Below are 15576 nucleotides of genomic sequence, written 5' to 3' on the forward strand. Positions count from 1 at the left end.
AATTTCGTCGACTGAGACATTCCGACATCCATACGGCCGAGGGGTGGATACCGGATCGGTACCACCGTGATCCGGAAGCTCGGCCAGCATCGCACAGGGGGCGAGGCAGGCCAAGGTCGAAGCATTCCCGGAATTATTACCAACAGATGTTATAGCTGTTTCTTATATCCCTCGGACGGAGCGGGGGTAGCGATTAGCAGGGAGCGCGTCTTATGTTCGGCCAGTGGACACCGAAACCCCGGCGACAACCCCGGCGACCGTGCCGATCGCGGTAATCGGCCTCGGCTGCCGTTACCCAGGCGCGGTCGGCTCGGCCACCGAACTGTGGCAACTGGTGATTTCCGGCGGCGACGCCATCGGACCTTTTCCCCGGGACCGGGGGTGGGACCTGGAAGGCATCTTCGACCGCCGTCCGCGCCGACCCGGCCGCAGTTACACGCGGGAGGCCGGTTTCCTCTACGATCTGCCGCTGTTCGACGCCGACCGATACGGCATCAGTCCGCGCGAGGCGTTGGCCATGGACCCGCAGCAGCGCTTGCTGCTGGACGTGACCTGGGCGGCGCTGGCGCACGCGGGCATCGACCCGGCGGACCTGCGCGGCAGCGAGACCGGAGTGTTCACCGGGGTGGCCCACCTCGACTACGGCATGCCGCTGCACCTGAGCCCGGCGACGGTGGCGGGCAAGCGGCTCACCGGCAGCCTGTCCAGCGTGCTGTCCGGGCGGCTGTCCTACGTGCTCGACCTCGCCGGGCCCGCCATGACCATCGACACCGCGTGCTCCTCGTCGCTGGTGGCGCTGCACCTGGCCTGCCAGTCGCTGCGCTCGGGCGAGTCGGACCTGGCGCTGGCGGGCGGGGTCAACGCGATCAGCTCCCCCGGCCCCATCGTCGACTTCGCGCAGACCCGCGGCCTGGCACCGGACGGGCGGGTCAAGGCGTTCGGCAGCCGCGCGGACGGCACGGCCTGGGCCGAGGGCGCCGGGATGATGGTGCTGGAGCGGCTGGACGACGCGCGCCGCAACGGGCACCGGGTGCTGGCGGTGGTGCGCGGCAGCGCGGTGAACTCCGACGGCGCCACCGAGGGCCTGCGCGTGCCCAGCGGTCCCGCGCAGGAGCGCGTGATCGCGCGGGCACTGCGCAACGCCGGTCTGACACCGGATGACATCGACCTGATCGAGGCGCACGGGACCGGCACCCAGGTGGGCGACAAGATCGAGGGCAACGCGCTGGTCGCCGCCTACGGTCGGGACCGCGGCGCGCCGCTGTGGCTGGGGTCGGTGAAGTCCAACATCGGCCATTCCGCCTCGGCCGCGGGCGCGGCGGGCATCATCAAGGCCATCGCCGCCATGGCGCACGGGGTCCTCCCCCGCACCTTGCACGTCGAGGAGGTCTGCGACGGCGTCGACTGGGCGGCCGGGCCGATCGAGGTGCTGCGGGAGAACACGCCGTGGCCGGATCGCGGGCGTCCGCGCCGGGCCGGGGTCTCCGCGTTCGGCATCAGCGGGACCAACGCGCACGTGCTGCTGGAACAGGGTGACGCGGCCTGGCCCGCCGAACCCCCGGCGCCCGAGGGCACCCGCACCCGGTACTGGCTGCCCGACCACCTGCCGCTGCGGACCGGCGCGCTCGCCGCGCCGCATCCGTTGCTGGACAGCGGTTTCGAGAGCGAGACCGGCGAGTTCGTGTTCACCGCCGCGCTGGACGCGCACCCGTGGCTCGCCGAGCACGTCGTGGCGGGTACACCGACGCTGCCCGCGTCCGCGTTGGTGGAGTGCGCGCTGCACGTGGGCCGTCGCACCGAGCACCCGGTGCTGGACGAGCTCGTGCTGCACTCCCCGATTCCCGTTGTGGGCAGCGAGATCCGGGTGATCGCGGCGGCCCCGCTGGACGGCGGCCGCGCCATCCGGATCGAGTCGCACGCCACCGCCGACGACCCGGAAAGTCCACAATGGACATTACGGGCCACGGGCGGGCTGCGCGCCGACGATGGCGCGCCGTCCCCCGTGCCGTGGGCCGCCACCTGGCCGCCGCCGGGCCGCCCGGTCGACCTGATCCGGCTCTACCGCGACCTCGACGGCCGCGGCTACGGCTACGGGCCCGCCTTCCGTGCGCTGCGCCGCGCCTGGCACGGCGACGACGGCTGCCTCTACGCCGAGACCATCGTGGACGCCGACCAGGTGCGCGGTTTCGACGTGCACCCGGCGCTGCTGGACGCCGCGCTGCACGTGCTCGGCGACAGCGAGGCGGCCGACGGGCTGCCGCACACGTTCACCGAGGTGCGCTCCGGCCACCGCAGTGCGCGGGCGCTGCGCGTGCGACTGTCCGTATCGGACGGTTCGGTCGAGCTGGCCGCGGTGGACTCCGAGGGCAAACCCGCGCTGTCGGTGGGCTCCCTGGGGTTGCGCGCGGCCCCGGCCGGGCTGTTCTCGTTGCGCTGGAACCCCGGCACGCCGTCGACCCGCACCGGCCAGGTCGCCGTGCTGGGCGACGCCGAGTGGACCGGCGCCGCCGCGCGCTATCCGGACCTCGCCGCGCTGGCCGCCGCGTTCAACGCGGGCGCGCCCGTGCCCGACATGGTGTTGGTCGAGCGCGGCGGGTCGACCCCGACCGAGGCCGTCTCCTGGACGCTGGAACTGGTGCAGGACTGGCTCGCCGACGAGCGTTGGCGGCACGCGGTGCTCACCGTCGTGACTCGCGGCGCGGCGGGCGACGAGGCACCGACCGACCTGCCGGGCGCGGCCGTGTGGGGCCTGATCCGGTCCGCGCGCGCCGAGCACCCCGGCCGGTTCGCCATCGTGGATCGGGCCGGGCCGCTGGACGTGGCCGCCGTGGCCGCCGCCGCGGTGGGCGAGGCGGTGTCGATGGGCACCGCGATCCTGGTGCCCAGCCTGGCCCCGCACGCGCCGGGCGGGCTCGACCTGCCCGCCGGTGGCTGGCGGCTGGCGCCGGGCGCGCGAGGCGCGGTGGAGGACGTGGCGCCGGTGCCCGCCGAGGAGCGCGAGCCGGGGCCGGGCGAGGTCGAGATCGAGATCCGCGCGGCCGGGATCAACTTCCGGGACGTCCTGCTGGCGCTGGGTTCCTACCCGGGCACCGGGGCGATGGGGGTGGAGGCGGCGGGCGTGGTCGGCCGCGTCGGCCGGGACGTCACCGCGTTCGCGCCGGGCGACCGGGTGTTCGGCGTGGTCCCCGGCGCCTTCGCGGTGCGGGCGGTGACCGATCAGCGGCTGCTGGCCCACCTGCCCGCGCACTGGTCGTTCGCCACCGCCGCCACGGTCCCGGTCGCCTACCTGACCGCCTGGCACGGGCTGTTCGACCTGGGCGGCCTGCGTGCCGGGCAGACCGTGGTCGTGCACGCGGCCGCGGGCGGCGTCGGCATGGCCGCGGTGCGGCTGGCGCAGCTGGCGGGCGCGCGGGTGCTGGCCACCGCCTCGCCCGGCAAACACGACCTGGTGCGTTCGCTGGGCGTCACCGAGGTGGCCTCGTCCCGGGACGCCGGGTTCGCCGAACGGTTCCGCGGCGCCGACCTGGTGCTCAACTCGTTGACCGGGCCGCTGCTGGACGCCTCCCTGGACCTGCTCGCGCCCGGCGGGCGACTGATCGACATGGGCAAGCTCGACCCGCGCGACCCGGACCAGGTGCGCCGCGAGCACGGCGTCGAGTACCGGGCGTTCGACCTGTTCGACTCCGCCGGGCCCGACCGGCTCGGCGAGCTGCTCGGCCTGCTGGTCGCGCTGGCCGGACGCGGCGAGCTGGGCCCGGTGCCGCCGCGGGCGTGGGACGTCCGCGACATCGCCCGACCGCTGCGGCTCATGCGCGCGGGCGCGCACACCGGCAAGCTCGCGGTGACCCTGCCACCCGGCACCGAGCCGGGCACGACTACACCCCGCAGGCTCGCGACCGGGACCGTGCTGGTCACCGGTGGCACCGGCGCGCTGGGCCGGATCCTGGCCAGGCACCTGGTGCGCGAGCACGGCGCCCGGCACCTGGTGTTGGTCAGCCGGTCGGCCGCGCCGGAGGACCCGCTGGCCGCCGAGCTGCGGGCCGACGGCGCGGAGTCGGTGGTGATCCGCGCCTGCGACGTCACCGACCGGGCCGCGCTCGCCGCCGTGCTGGCCAAGATCGAGGTGGACCGGCCGCTGGTCGGCGTGGTGCACGCGGCGGGCGAGCGGGCCGACGGCGCAATCGGCGCGCTGACGCCGCGCCAGGTCGAGCGGGTGCTGCCCGCCAAGGTCATCGGCGCCGGGAACCTGCACGAGCTGACCGCCACCGCGGACCTGGACCTGTTCGTGCTGTTCTCCTCCGCGTCCGGGGTGCTCGGCGCGGCCGGGCAGGCACACGACGCGGCGGCCAACGCCTATCTCGACGCGCTGGCCCGCACCCGGCGATCGGTCGGGCTGCCCGCCACCTCGCTGGCGTGGGGAGCGTGGGCGCACCTCGGCGCGCGGACCGCCGACCTGGGCCGGAACGCGCGCACCGGCATGGCCCCACTGTCCATAACAGACGCACTGGCCCTGTTCGACCGCGCACTGGGAATCCCGGACCCGGTGCTGGTGCCGTTGCGGCACAGCGGGATCCCCACCGGCTCGGCCGATCGTGGGCCGGACCCGACAGCGGGGCAGGCGAGCGAGGCGAGCACGGACGTGCTCACCCTGGTGCGCCGCGAGGTGGCCACGGTGCTCGGGCACCGCGACGCCGCCGCGGTCGACCCGGCGCGCCAGTTCCGGGACCTTGGTTTCGACTCGCTGTCCGCGGTGGAACTCCGCAACCGGCTCAGCGCGGCGACCGGCAGGCCGCTGCCGCCGACGCTGGTGTTCGACCACCCCAACCCGGTGGCGCTCGCCAGGTACCTGGCCGCCGGGACCGGGTCGGGCGCCGGACCCGTCGTTCCCATTCCCGAACCCGTTCCCATTCCCGAACCGATCACCGTGTCGATCGCCACACCGGCGGACCAATCCACCCGACGGTCCGCGATTTCCGCCGCCACACCGGCGATTCCGACCGCCGTGCCCGTTCTGCCCGACCAACCACAAGACGATCTTATAAGTGGATGGGATTACCCCGGTCAGTGAATCACCGTCCACAATCGAGAGGTGTCCCGCGGCCGAACGCTGCCCGAGGTTTCAGAAAGGACGAACCGGTGCCCGAGAATCGGACAAGCGCACTGGGTCGCCTTTCCGATGACCCGGTGGCCACGCCCGCGAGAATCACCGACCCGCGCATCGACGTCGTCGACCTCGGCAAGACATACGACCAGGTCACGGCGCTGGCCGGGGTGAACCTGCAGGTCGCGGCAGGCAGTGTGGTCGCGGTCCTCGGGCACAACGGGGCCGGGAAGACGACCCTGGTCGACATACTCGCCACCCGGGTCAAGCCCACCTCCGGCACCGCGACAGTGTGCGGATTGGATGTCGTCCGCGACAGCCACGAGGTGCGCCGACGGATCGCGCTGACCGGACAATTCGCCTCGATAGACGAAACGCTCTCCGCGAAAGGAAACCTCGTTCTGGTCGCCCGACTCCTCGGCGCGCCGAAGCGCGCGGCGAAAGCCCGCGCGGAGGAACTGGTCGAGGTGTTCGGATTGGTCGACGCGGCCGATCGACCGGCCATGACCTATTCCGGCGGCATGCGGCGCAGGCTCGACCTGGCCGCCTGTCTGGTCGGCTCGCCCGAGGTGCTGTTCCTGGACGAGCCGACCACCGGGCTGGACCCGGTGAGCCGCATCGGGCTGTGGGACACCGTCCGGCAGCTGGCCGCGCTCGGCGCCACGGTCGTGCTCACCACCCAGTACCTGGAGGAGGCCGACCGGCTGGCCGACCGGCTCGTGGTGCTGGCCGCGGGCGCGGTCGTGGCGGGCGGCACCCCGGCCGAGCTGAAGGCCAGGGTGGGCGCGCGCACCGCCGCGGTGTCCTTCCCGGACGCGTTCTCCGCGCGTTGGGCGCTGGAGGAGTTCCACCGGCTGGGGCTGCGGCCGACCCTGGATCCCGGTTCGCACACCGTGCACGCGCCCATGCCGTCGCCCGGCATGATCGTGCCGCTGGTGCGTGAGCTGGACCGCTACGGCCTGCGGGTGCTCGACCTGACCGTCACCGAGCCCACCCTGGACGAGGTCTACCTCGCCCTGCACCACGCCGCCTGGTCGGCGGAGGGCGTCGGCGCCGACCAGGCGGCGGCAGGCGGATCGGGCGACGACCCGGAGGCCACCGGTCCGGTCCCGGTCGTCCCGGTTCCCGGACCCGCCCGTCCCGCCGATCCCGCGGAGGAGTCCGCATGAGCACCGACCACCCGCGGGCGTCCAGCCGGGCCGAGCGGCGCCGGGCGGTGGGCGCGCTGGCCCGCGGCACCGCGGCCAGGAACACCGCCGCCGCCAAGGGTTCCGGCACTCCCGACACACCCGCCAGTCCCGACGGGGTCGAGGCAGGCCAGGACGCCCGGCACCCGGGAACCCGGGCGGGCAAGGCGAAGCCGGACGGGCACGGCAACGCCGAGGACGGCACGTCGGCGGCCGACCGAGCGGCCTGGACCGGCAGCTCCGTGCGGACGCAGGTGTGGGTGCTCACCACGCGCTCGCTCCGGGCCGCGTTCGGCAACTACCGGCTGGTGTTCTTCGGTTTCCTGCAGCCGGTCGTGCTGCTCCTGTTGTTCAGCCAGGTCTTCTCCGGCGTCAGCGCGCTGCCGGGGATGGCCCAGTACGCCGGCTACATCAACTACCTGATGCCCGCCACCCTGGTGAACATCGCGCTGCTCACCGCCATGGGCGCGGGCGCAGGCCTGATCGCCGAGACCTACTCGGGGGTGGTCGGCCGGTTCCGCAGCCTGCCGATCAGCCCGGTCTCGGTGCTGGTGGCCCGCACGTTCGCCGACACGGCCCGGCTCGCGGTCCAGCAGACCTCGATCGCGGTGGCGGCCGTGCTGTTCCTGGACTTCGCCCCGGACGGCGGCCCGCTCGGCCTGGCCGCCGCGATCCTGCTGACCCTGGTCGTCGGCTGGGGCCTGAGCTGGATCTTCGTGGCCATCGCCACCTGGCAGCGCAATGTCGAGCTGATGCAGGCGATCTCGTTCATCGCCATGTACCCGCTGATGTTCACCAGCAGCGCGTACATGCCGCTGCAGAGCATGCCCGCGTGGATCCGGGCGGTGGCCGCGGTGAACCCGCTGACCTACGCGATCGACGCCACCCGCGCGCTCGCGCTTGGCCGGATCCCGGGCTGGTCGCTGCCACTGGCGGTGGGCCTTGCCCTGGTCGCCGCGCTCGCCGGGGCCGCAACCGCCGCCCGGAACTTCCGCCGGGTGACCTGACCGAGGACCGTCATGACCATACGTATCGAGATCGTGGGCGCGCTGCGCGGCAGCCTGGACGACGTGCCGGTGACCCCGTCGCAGCCCAAGCTGCGCAGGCTGCTTGCGCTGCTGGCGGCCAACCCGGGCACCGTGGTGCGACACGAGACGATCACCGACGAGCTGTGGTCCGGGCCGCCGTCGGCCAAGTACGCGCGGATCGTGCAGACCTACGTGTCCCAGCTGCGCAAGCTGTTCGGCACCGCCGACATCTGCGTGCACACCCCGAAGGTGGGCTACCGGCTGGCGCTCGCGCCGCCGGACTACCTCGACGCCGAGCATCTGCTTCGGTTGCGTGACAACGCCGAGTCGCACCTGCGCGCGCACGACACCGCGGCCGCGGCCGACGTGCTGGGCGCCGCGGTCGACCTGTGCCGGGGCGACGTGCTCTCGGACGTGTCGCTGGGGCCGGTGCTGCGCCGCGAGAAGACCCGCCTGGACCTCGTGCGGGTGGGCGTGCTGGAGCGGTACCTGCGGGTGCAGCTGGACCTCGGGCACCCCGAGGCCGTGCTGGCCCAGGTGGACCGGGTGATGCGGGAGGACCCGCGGCACGAGCAGCTCTACGCCTCGCTGCTGCTGGGGTTCGCGCACGCCGGGCAGCGGGCCCGCGCCACCGACCTGTTCCACGAGGTGCGCTCGCGGCTGGCCCGCGAGTCCGGCCTGGAACCGGGGCAGGCACTGCGGTCGGCGTTCGAGCAGGCGCTGCGCGACGAGCCCGCGCCCACCGGCGTCCTGCCGGGGCTCGGCTCGCCCGCGGGCGCGGTACGGCCGTTGCGCGGCCCGCGACGGGACCGGCCGGAGCAGGTGCTGCCCGCCGGGGAGGTGTTCGGGCACGACCCGCAGGCGGCGTTCGCGCGCGCCGAGCTGACCCGGTCCGCGCGCACCGGGCCCGCGGTGCTGGCCGTGGTGGGCGCGCCCGGCGTGGGCACGAGCACGTTCTGCGCGCGGGTGGCCGAGGAGGTGCGCGCGGCCTACCCGGACGGCAGGCTGCTGGCCGACCTGGCCGAGCACTCCCCCGCCCGGGTGCTCGGTGACTTCCTGCGCGCGCTGCGCCCGGACGCGCCCGTCCCGGACGGCCTGTCCGCGCGCGCGGCCCTGTTCCGCAGGCACACCAGAGACACCCGGCTGCTGGTGATGCTGGACAACGTGAACGACACGACCGACCTCACCGCGCTGACCCCGGGTTCGCCGGACAGCGCGCTGGTGCTGGGCTGCTCGTCGCGGCTGTCCGCGCCGGTGGTGTCGGTGGAGCTGCCGCGGATGTCCGGTGACGAGCTGCTCGCGCTGTTCGCCGCCCGGGTCGGCCCGGCCAGGGTGGAGCGCGAGCCCGCCGCCGCCTGGTCGCTGGTGACCCGCTGCGCGGGCCTGCCGCTGGTGGCCGCGGTGCTCGCCGAGCTGGCCCGGTTCCGTCCACATTGGTCACTCGGGCGGCTGGCGCAGCGGCTGGCCGACCCGCCACCCGCGGCCGGGAAGCTCGACCTGGCCACGAGTGTGGCGCGCAGCGCCGCCGCGCTGGGCACCGCCGAGTGGGGCGCGCTGGCCCGGCTGGCGCACCGCGACGGTCGCCCCGACGCGGTGTCCGCGGAGTGGGTGAGCCGGGCGGTCGGCCTGCCCCGCGCGTCCGCCGCCGACCTGCTCGACCGGCTCACCTGGGTGCGCCTGGCCGACCCGGCGCCGCCGGGCAACTCGCGCGCGGGCATGCGGTATCGCATCGATCCGCTCTACCTGCGAGCGGTCCGCGAGCTGTGCGCGAGGTCCTCCAGGCGTGACACGACGGCCTGGGCGCCGCCCGCCCGGTCGAACGACGTGCGCACCCGGCAGGCCGCCTCCACGTAACCCGGATCGGAGATCACCGCGCGCAGCGCGGCGGCGATGTCGTCGGCGCGCGCGTGGTCGAAGCGCAGCCGCACGCCCGCGCCCGCGGTGACCACCTGGTCGGCCAGCACCGGCTGGTCGTCGCGGATCGGCGCGATCACCAACGGCACCCCGTTCGCCAGCGTCTCGCACACGGTGTTGTGCCCGCCGTGGCAGACCACCGCGGCGGCGCGCGGGATCAGGTCCAGCATCGGCGCCGCGGGCACCACGATCACGTCCCCGGACGCGGTCAGGAAGCCGCCGGGGTCGGCGATCACGCCCTGCAGGTCCGGCTGCTCGGTCAGCTCCGCCAGGGCCAGCGCGGCCTCGGCCAGGAACCGGCCGCCCGCCTCGGAGTTCGTCGTGCCCAGCGTCACCAGCACCAGCCGGGCGTCCGGGCGCAGCCGCGCCCAGGGGAACTCCACCGGGCGGCGGTGCGCCAGCGACGGACCGACGTACCGCGGGTCCTTCACCGCGACCACCGGCTCCCCGGCCAGCTCCACGGTGCTGAACACCACCGTCGAGTACGGCGAGAATCGCAGGTCGTCCTCGCCCGGCACGCCGTGCCTGGCGCGCAGGCCGCGCTGCTGCTCGCGCACCCAGTCGCCGATCTTGGGCAGCCCGCCGAGCGGGTCGGCCAGCTCCGCCGAGGTGCTGGCCGAGGTGACCCAGGGCAGGCCGAGCCGCTCGGCGACCAGCGCGCCCGCGAACGTCTGCTGGTCCACCACGAGCAGGTCCGGGCCGAAGTCCTCGACCGCGGCCAGCACCCCGGGCACCATCGCGTCGGCCAGCGGCACCAGGAAGTCGGCCCACAGGAACCGCAGCGCGGCGAACGCCCGCAGGCCCGCGGGCCGCCGCTCCAGATAGGACCCGGCGGGGTAGACCCGCTCCCCCACCAGGTCGCGCACGACCGGACACGGGCCGACCCAGGCGACCTCGTGCCCGCGTTCCATCGCCGCGGCGGCCACCCCGATTAGTGGGTTGACGTGGCCTGCCAGCGGCGGTACGACGAACAACAGCCTGCTCATCCGCGGTGCTCTTTCATCCACACTGCTCCTCCTCCGCCGCTCCTGCTCGCGCCCGCGCCCGGCGGGCCGCTCCCTACCCGTCCGTGACGGGCGTGCCGTGCCTGCGCACCCAGTCCACGAGCAGCCCGCGCACCGCGCGGTGCTGCTCGACCAGCACCGAGTGGCCCTGGTCGTCGAACACGTAGAGCTCCCCGCGCGGCATCAGCGAGGTCAACGCGTCCAGGTCGTCGGACTGGTAGCCGTACCGGCCGAGGATGGACAGCACCGGGACCTCGATCGCGGACACGTCCTCGATCGACATCAGCGCCCCGGTCGGCACCTCGTCGGCCATCGTGGTGTCGGTGAACCGCTTGGCCGCCAGCCGGGCCAGCCGCCGGTGGTGCGCGCCGAAGTTGGCCTCGATCCAGTCGTAGTTCTCCTCGACCGACAGCATCTCCAGCGTCGCGGCCAGGGTGAAACGCATCTTCGTCGCCCAGATCTCGGTGGGCGGCTCGGACTCGATGGACACCACGCTGCGCACCCGCTCCGGGAACCGGGCCGCGAACGCGTAGGCGATGGTGCCGCCGAAGCTGTTGCCGACCAGGTGCACCCGGCGGTCCCCGACCAGCGCCACGATCAGCTCGTGCAGGTCGGCCACGAAGTCGGCCAGCGCGTAGCCGCTGACCGGCCGCTCGGACTTGCCGTGCCCGCGCAGGTCGTAGCTGATCACATCGATGCCCGCGGCGGCCACCGGCGGGGCCAGCGTCAGATAGAAGCTGGCCAGGCTGTCGGTGCCCATCCCGTGGATGAACACGACCGACTCGGTCGGCTCGCCCGCCCCGGACAGCACCTGGTAGTTGGTGCGCAGTCCGTTGACCTTCAGCTCCGGCACCTAGTCCTCCTCCCGGAGGCGGTCGGCGACGTACTCGGCGATCTCGCCGACGGTCAGGCCGATGACGTCGTCGAGGTCGTACTCGGCCAGGTGCGCGGCCAGGTTGACCCGGGGGCCGAAGCGCTCGGCGAGCAGGCCGCCCAGGGTCACCAGGTCGATGCTCTCCAGACCGAGGTCCTCGTGGAAGGCGGTGTCCCGGCGCACCTCGACGCCGAGGATGTCCAGGTCGTCGCCGACCAGGCCGCAGATCAGCTCGACGACGTCGTCGAATACGGTGCTCGTGTCAATCATCTCCGGTGGTCCTCTCCACTCGGGCGGAGACCGCGTTGGGCCCCGCGGGCGCGAGGGCGACCCGCAGCGCGGGCACCTCCAGGCCATGGTGTCCGGACACGCGGAGACGGTCGCCGTCCCCGGTAACCAGGATCTCGGCGGGGAACACCCGCTCCACCCCGTGCGCGGCCAGCCAGGCCCGCACGGCGTCCTTGGCGGCGAACCGCCCGAGCAGCCAGGCGCGCAGGTCCCGCGGCGGGACCGCCGCCAGCTCCGCGCGTTCGGGCTCGCTCAGGTAGACCCCCACGAACAGGTCGCGGGCGGCCACGGTCGGCCACCGGTCCTCGACCCGCCACCAGCCGTCGGCCTGCGGCCGGGACAGCTTGTGGTCCTGTGGGAACGCGTAGACGGCGTGGTCGGCGCGGTCGCAGTCGAGCCGCAGGTCGTGCCAGCCGGTGACGCGCGCCCACACCCGGCCGCCGGACAGCACGTCCGCGTCCATCTCCAGCGCCCGCTCGTCCGGGATCCGGGCGTCGGCGACGCAGTCCACCGCGGCGCCCAGTGGCGGGGGCGGGCCGTGGAAGGTGATCGAGTCGACCCGCACCGGGAACGCGAGCCTGCGCTCATCGGAGCGCACGTGCAGCCAGCAGGCCAGCATCTGGCCGACGTTGTCCAGCACGAAGCCGGGCGCGGGCAGCACCTCGATCCGGCCGCACACCTTGTCCTCGGCGTGCGAGGTGACCTCGGTCAGGCCCTGGTACTGCGGGCCGTGGAACATCTGCCGCTCGTCGTAGATCTCCGTCGGGGTCAGCGCGGGGCCGACCTGCGGGCCCGGGTGCCTGCGCGGCTCCGGGGCGGGCGGGTAGCTGTCGGCGAGGTCCACCGTCATGCTCGCCGACTCTCCCATGTGGACGGTGACGGGACCGTCCAGGACCGGCCGTTCCAGCCGGATCTCCAGGTCCTGCGCGGGTTCCGCGAGCGTCCAGCGGGTGAACCGGATATCCCGCACGGTGACCGCGACCTGGCCGGGCCAGGCCTGTTCGGCGGCCCGCTGGGCCCACTCGACGAGCGTGGTGGCGGGCACCACGGGTCGGTAGTCGGACTCGTCGGGCCAGTCCGCGCGCTGCCGGAAGAACCGGTGGCTGCGCAGGTAGGGCATCGCGTCCACGGAGATCCGCAGCCGCGTGGTGCGGACCGTGCCGCCCTCCTCCACCGACACCGTCCGGGCGGGCGGGGCAGGCTCCACCGGCTTGTCCTGTGACACCTGGGTCTGTCCGGCCGCGGTGGGCCGGGCCGCCAGGGCGCGGCGGGGCGCGCGTTCCGGGCGCGGCCGGGCCTGGGCCACGGCGGCGACCACGGTGCGCACGGCGTCGTCGGTCTCGGTGATCAGCGCGGACAGCTCCGCGGCGATGTCGCCGGGAATCCCGGCGGGCAGGCTCGGACGCGGACCCGACCGGCGGTCGAGCATCCCGCGCACGGACTCGCCGACCGAGAGCGAGGAGGTGGTGACCCGTACCTCGATCTCCCCCATCGCCGAGGCCTTGCGCCCGGTGTCCTTCTTGTCCCTGCCACGAACACGCCGACCGGATGAATCCACAGCGGACTGTCCAGTCGACCGGACAGGGTCCAAAGCGGACAGGTCCGGATCGGCGCCCTCGACCCACAGCGCGGTCGCCAACCGACGCAGCTGCGCCACGCCGGGACGCGCCGAGGACGCGGCCGGGACGACCAGGTGCGGCCGGTCGGCCAGGGTGTCGGCCACGAACGAGCCGAGCTGGCCCGCTCCCATGTGGACGAACACGCGGTAGCCCTCGGCGTACATCCGGTCGACCAGCTCGCGGAACCGCACCGGCTTCAGCAGGTGGTCCGCGGACAGCCGGTACAGCTCCAAGGGGTCTTCCGGGTACCGGTCGGCGATGGTGGCCGACCAGATCGGCGCCGTGGTCGGCCGCACGCCGATCTCGGCGAACGCCGCCAGGTAGAGGTCGAGGTAGGGCGCCATCATCGGGGTGTGGAACCCGGTGCGGAACGGCAGCGGCCGGGCGAACACGCCCGCCTCGCGGAACCGGGCCGCCAGCCGCTCGATCGCCTCGCCCGGACCGCACACGACCGTCTGCCGGGGCGCGTTGTCGTGCGAGAGCACGACGTCCGGCTCGTCGGCGATGCCCGCCATGGCCTCGTCGACCGAGCAGCCCAGCGCCAGGTAGTCCACCTCCGCCATGGGCAGGCCGACCAGGCCCGCACCCGGCCGCTCGTCCTGGTACATGCCCGCGGCCATGGACGCGGACCACTCGCCGATGCTGTGCCCGGCGAACCCGTCCGCGTGCACGCCGAGCCGCAGCACCGCGTGGTGCAGCAGCACGCCCGCCACGGACACCGCCGCCACGTGCGCGCCGACGCTGTCGGTCTCGAACGTGGGCGGCTCGATGCCGAGCAGCGCGGCCACCTCGTCCATCCTGGGCGCGAAGTCGGCCTCCAGGCCGGGGAAGACGAACGCGGTCTTGGCCCCGGGCTCGCGCAGTAGCGGCGCGCCGGTGAACCAGACGTCGCCGGAGGACCAGGTCCAGCCGGGCTGGCCTGCGCGAGCCAGCACGCGGCGGGCCACCGACCGGCGCTTCTCGTCCGGCCCCACGATGCCCAGCCGGTAACGCCCGGCCGGGTCGCCCAGCGGCTCCGCCGTCGCACTGCCGTCGCCCGCGTGCCGGTCCAGCAGCTCGTCCAGCTCGCCCGGGTCGTCGGCGGCCAGCCGCAGCACGCGCTCCGGCTCGGCGATCGTCGTGCTCGCCCGTCGCGCCGGGCGGCTGACGTCCTGCTCGATGACCACGTGCGCGTTGATGCCGCCGAAGCCGAACGCGTTGACCGCGGCCCGGCGCGGGCCCACGCCATCCCACGGCTTGGCCGCGTCCAGCGGGTGGAACCGGGTCTTGGCCATCAGCGGGTTCGGTTCCGAGCAGTGCAGCGTGGGCAGCAGCACGCCGTGGTACACCGCCAGGGAGGACTTGATCAGGCCCGCGATGCCCGCGGCAGGCATGGTGTGGCCGATCATCGACTTCACCGAGCCGATCACCGCCGAGGCCCCGGCCGGGGCGCCGAACACGTCGGCCAGCGCGGTCAGCTCGGCCGCGTCGCCCACCGGGGTGCCGGTGCTGTGCGCCTCGACCATGCCGACCGAGTCCGGCGCGGCCGGGTCCAGCCCGGCCGCGGCCCAGGCCATCCGCAGCGCCTTGCGCTGCCCGTCGGCGTCCGGGTTGAACAGGCTCTGCGTGCGGCCGTCGCTGGCCGAGCCGACGCCGCGGATCACCGCGTAGACCCGGTCGCCGTCGCGGTGCGCGTCGGCGAGCCTGCGCAGCACCACCATGCCCGCGCCCTCGCCGATGAGCAGCCCGTCGGCGTCGGCCGACAGCGGGCGGATGCACTCGGTCGGCGAGAGCGCGCGCAGCTGGCTGAACACGGCCCAGAACGAGTCGTCGTGGCCGTGGTAGACCCCGCCCGCCAGCACCGCGTCGCAGCGGCCGGACATCAGCTCGTTCACCGCCTGGTCCACCGCCAGCAGCGAGGACGCGCAGGCGGCGTCCACGGTGTAGGCGGGGCCGCGCAGGTCCAGCCGGTTGGCCACCCGGGAGGCGGCCAGGTTCGGCACCAGGTTGATCGTCGACTCCGGCTGCATCGGGCCGAGCGACTCCTGCAGCGCGTCGCGCAGCCGGTCCAGCTCGGCGTCGGTGATGCCGGGGCTGAGCTCGCGCTGCATCCGCAGGAACATGCGGATCGCGCGGACCCGCAGGTCCAGGCCGACCATGCGCGGGCCGACGTAGCCGCCGCGGCCGAGGATCACGCCGACCCGGTCGGAGTCGCCCAGGGCGGACAGGCCGCCCGCGTCGGCCACCGCGGCGGCCGCGACCCGCAACGTGAGCAGCTGGTCGGGCTCCACGGTGTTGACCGAGTTGGGCATGATGCCCAGCGCGACGGCGTCCACGCCGAACGGGGCGAGGAACCCGCCCCGGTGGCAGTAGGTGCGGTCGGCGGGGACCGGGGCCATCGGGTCCGCGGTCTCGGCGTGGAAGAGCGGGTCGCGCCGCTCCTCCGGGATCGGGGTGATGGCGTCGAAGCCGGTGCGCAGGTTGTGCCAGTAGGTGTCCAGGTCCGGCGCGCCGGGCAGCATCACCGCCATCCCGACGACCGCGACCGCGGCGGGCCCTCCGGCCGATGGGGCAGACACCGG

7 protein-coding genes and 1 pseudogene are annotated in these 15576 nt (G+C 74.3%); 4 read left to right on the forward strand and 4 right to left on the reverse strand.

Translation table 11 applies throughout. The features are described 5' to 3' along the window. Positions 1 to 223 precede the first annotated feature (223 nt). The 4 genes and pseudogenes from C503_RS47595 to C503_RS37420 form a co-directional block, all read left to right on the forward strand. Positions 224 to 5068 (forward strand): annotated as a pseudogene (locus C503_RS47595) (SDR family NAD(P)-dependent oxidoreductase); the annotation flags it as partial. 116 nt (positions 5069 to 5184) lie between these two features. Next, the gene (locus C503_RS0101920; protein WP_018680505.1) at positions 5185 to 6270 is read left to right on the forward strand and encodes a daunorubicin resistance protein DrrA family ABC transporter ATP-binding protein; all 1086 of its coding nucleotides are present in this window, start codon (positions 5185 to 5187) and stop codon (positions 6268 to 6270) included. Further along, positions 6267 to 7295 (forward strand): ABC transporter permease, encoded by a 1029-nt coding sequence (locus tag C503_RS37415; protein ID WP_018680506.1) that lies wholly within the window; start codon positions 6267 to 6269, stop codon positions 7293 to 7295. Before C503_RS0101920 ends, C503_RS37415 begins: the two co-directional genes overlap by 4 nt. 12 nt (positions 7296 to 7307) lie before the next feature. Next, entirely contained in the window at positions 7308 to 9170 is a 1863-nt protein-coding gene (locus C503_RS37420) for an AfsR/SARP family transcriptional regulator (protein WP_018680507.1), read from the forward strand. Here C503_RS37420 and C503_RS44230 read toward each other — a convergent pair. From C503_RS44230 to C503_RS37425, 4 genes are all read right to left on the reverse strand, one after another. Next, on the reverse strand, positions 9056 to 10216 hold the full coding sequence (locus C503_RS44230; protein WP_084476681.1) for a glycosyltransferase: 1161 nt from the start codon (positions 10214 to 10216) through the stop codon (positions 9056 to 9058). The genes C503_RS37420 and C503_RS44230 overlap by 115 nt on opposite strands. Before the next feature lie 73 nt (positions 10217 to 10289). Then, positions 10290 to 11087: an alpha/beta fold hydrolase gene (locus tag C503_RS0101940; RefSeq protein WP_018680509.1), complete on the reverse strand. Its 798-nt coding sequence runs from the start codon at positions 11085 to 11087 to the stop codon at positions 10290 to 10292. Further along, a complete protein-coding gene (locus C503_RS0101945) occupies positions 11088 to 11378 on the reverse strand; it encodes an acyl carrier protein (RefSeq protein ID WP_018680510.1) in 291 nt (96 codons plus the stop codon). Continuing rightward, on the reverse strand, positions 11371 to 15573 hold the full coding sequence (locus C503_RS37425; RefSeq protein ID WP_156892896.1) for a beta-ketoacyl synthase N-terminal-like domain-containing protein: 4203 nt from the start codon (positions 15571 to 15573) through the stop codon (positions 11371 to 11373). The genes C503_RS0101945 and C503_RS37425 overlap by 8 nt, the downstream gene beginning before the upstream one ends. Positions 15574 to 15576 lie beyond the last annotated feature (3 nt).

This window comes from Actinokineospora enzanensis DSM 44649, from assembly GCF_000374445.1.
Classification (GTDB): domain Bacteria; phylum Actinomycetota; class Actinomycetes; order Mycobacteriales; family Pseudonocardiaceae; genus Actinokineospora; species Actinokineospora enzanensis.

Excerpts from the sequence above, each read along its gene's own strand:
- C503_RS37415 (WP_018680506.1), top strand. The coding sequence starts at position 6,267 with ATGAGCACCGACCACCCGCGGGCGTCCAGCCGGGCCGAGCGGCGCCGG.
- C503_RS37420 (WP_018680507.1), top strand. The coding sequence starts at position 7,308 with ATGACCATACGTATCGAGATCGTGGGCGCGCTGCGCGGCAGCCTGGAC.
- C503_RS44230 (WP_084476681.1), bottom strand. The coding sequence starts at position 10,216 with ATGAGCAGGCTGTTGTTCGTCGTACCGCCGCTGGCAGGCCACGTCAAC.
- C503_RS0101945 (WP_018680510.1), bottom strand. The coding sequence starts at position 11,378 with ATGATTGACACGAGCACCGTATTCGACGACGTCGTCGAGCTGATCTGC.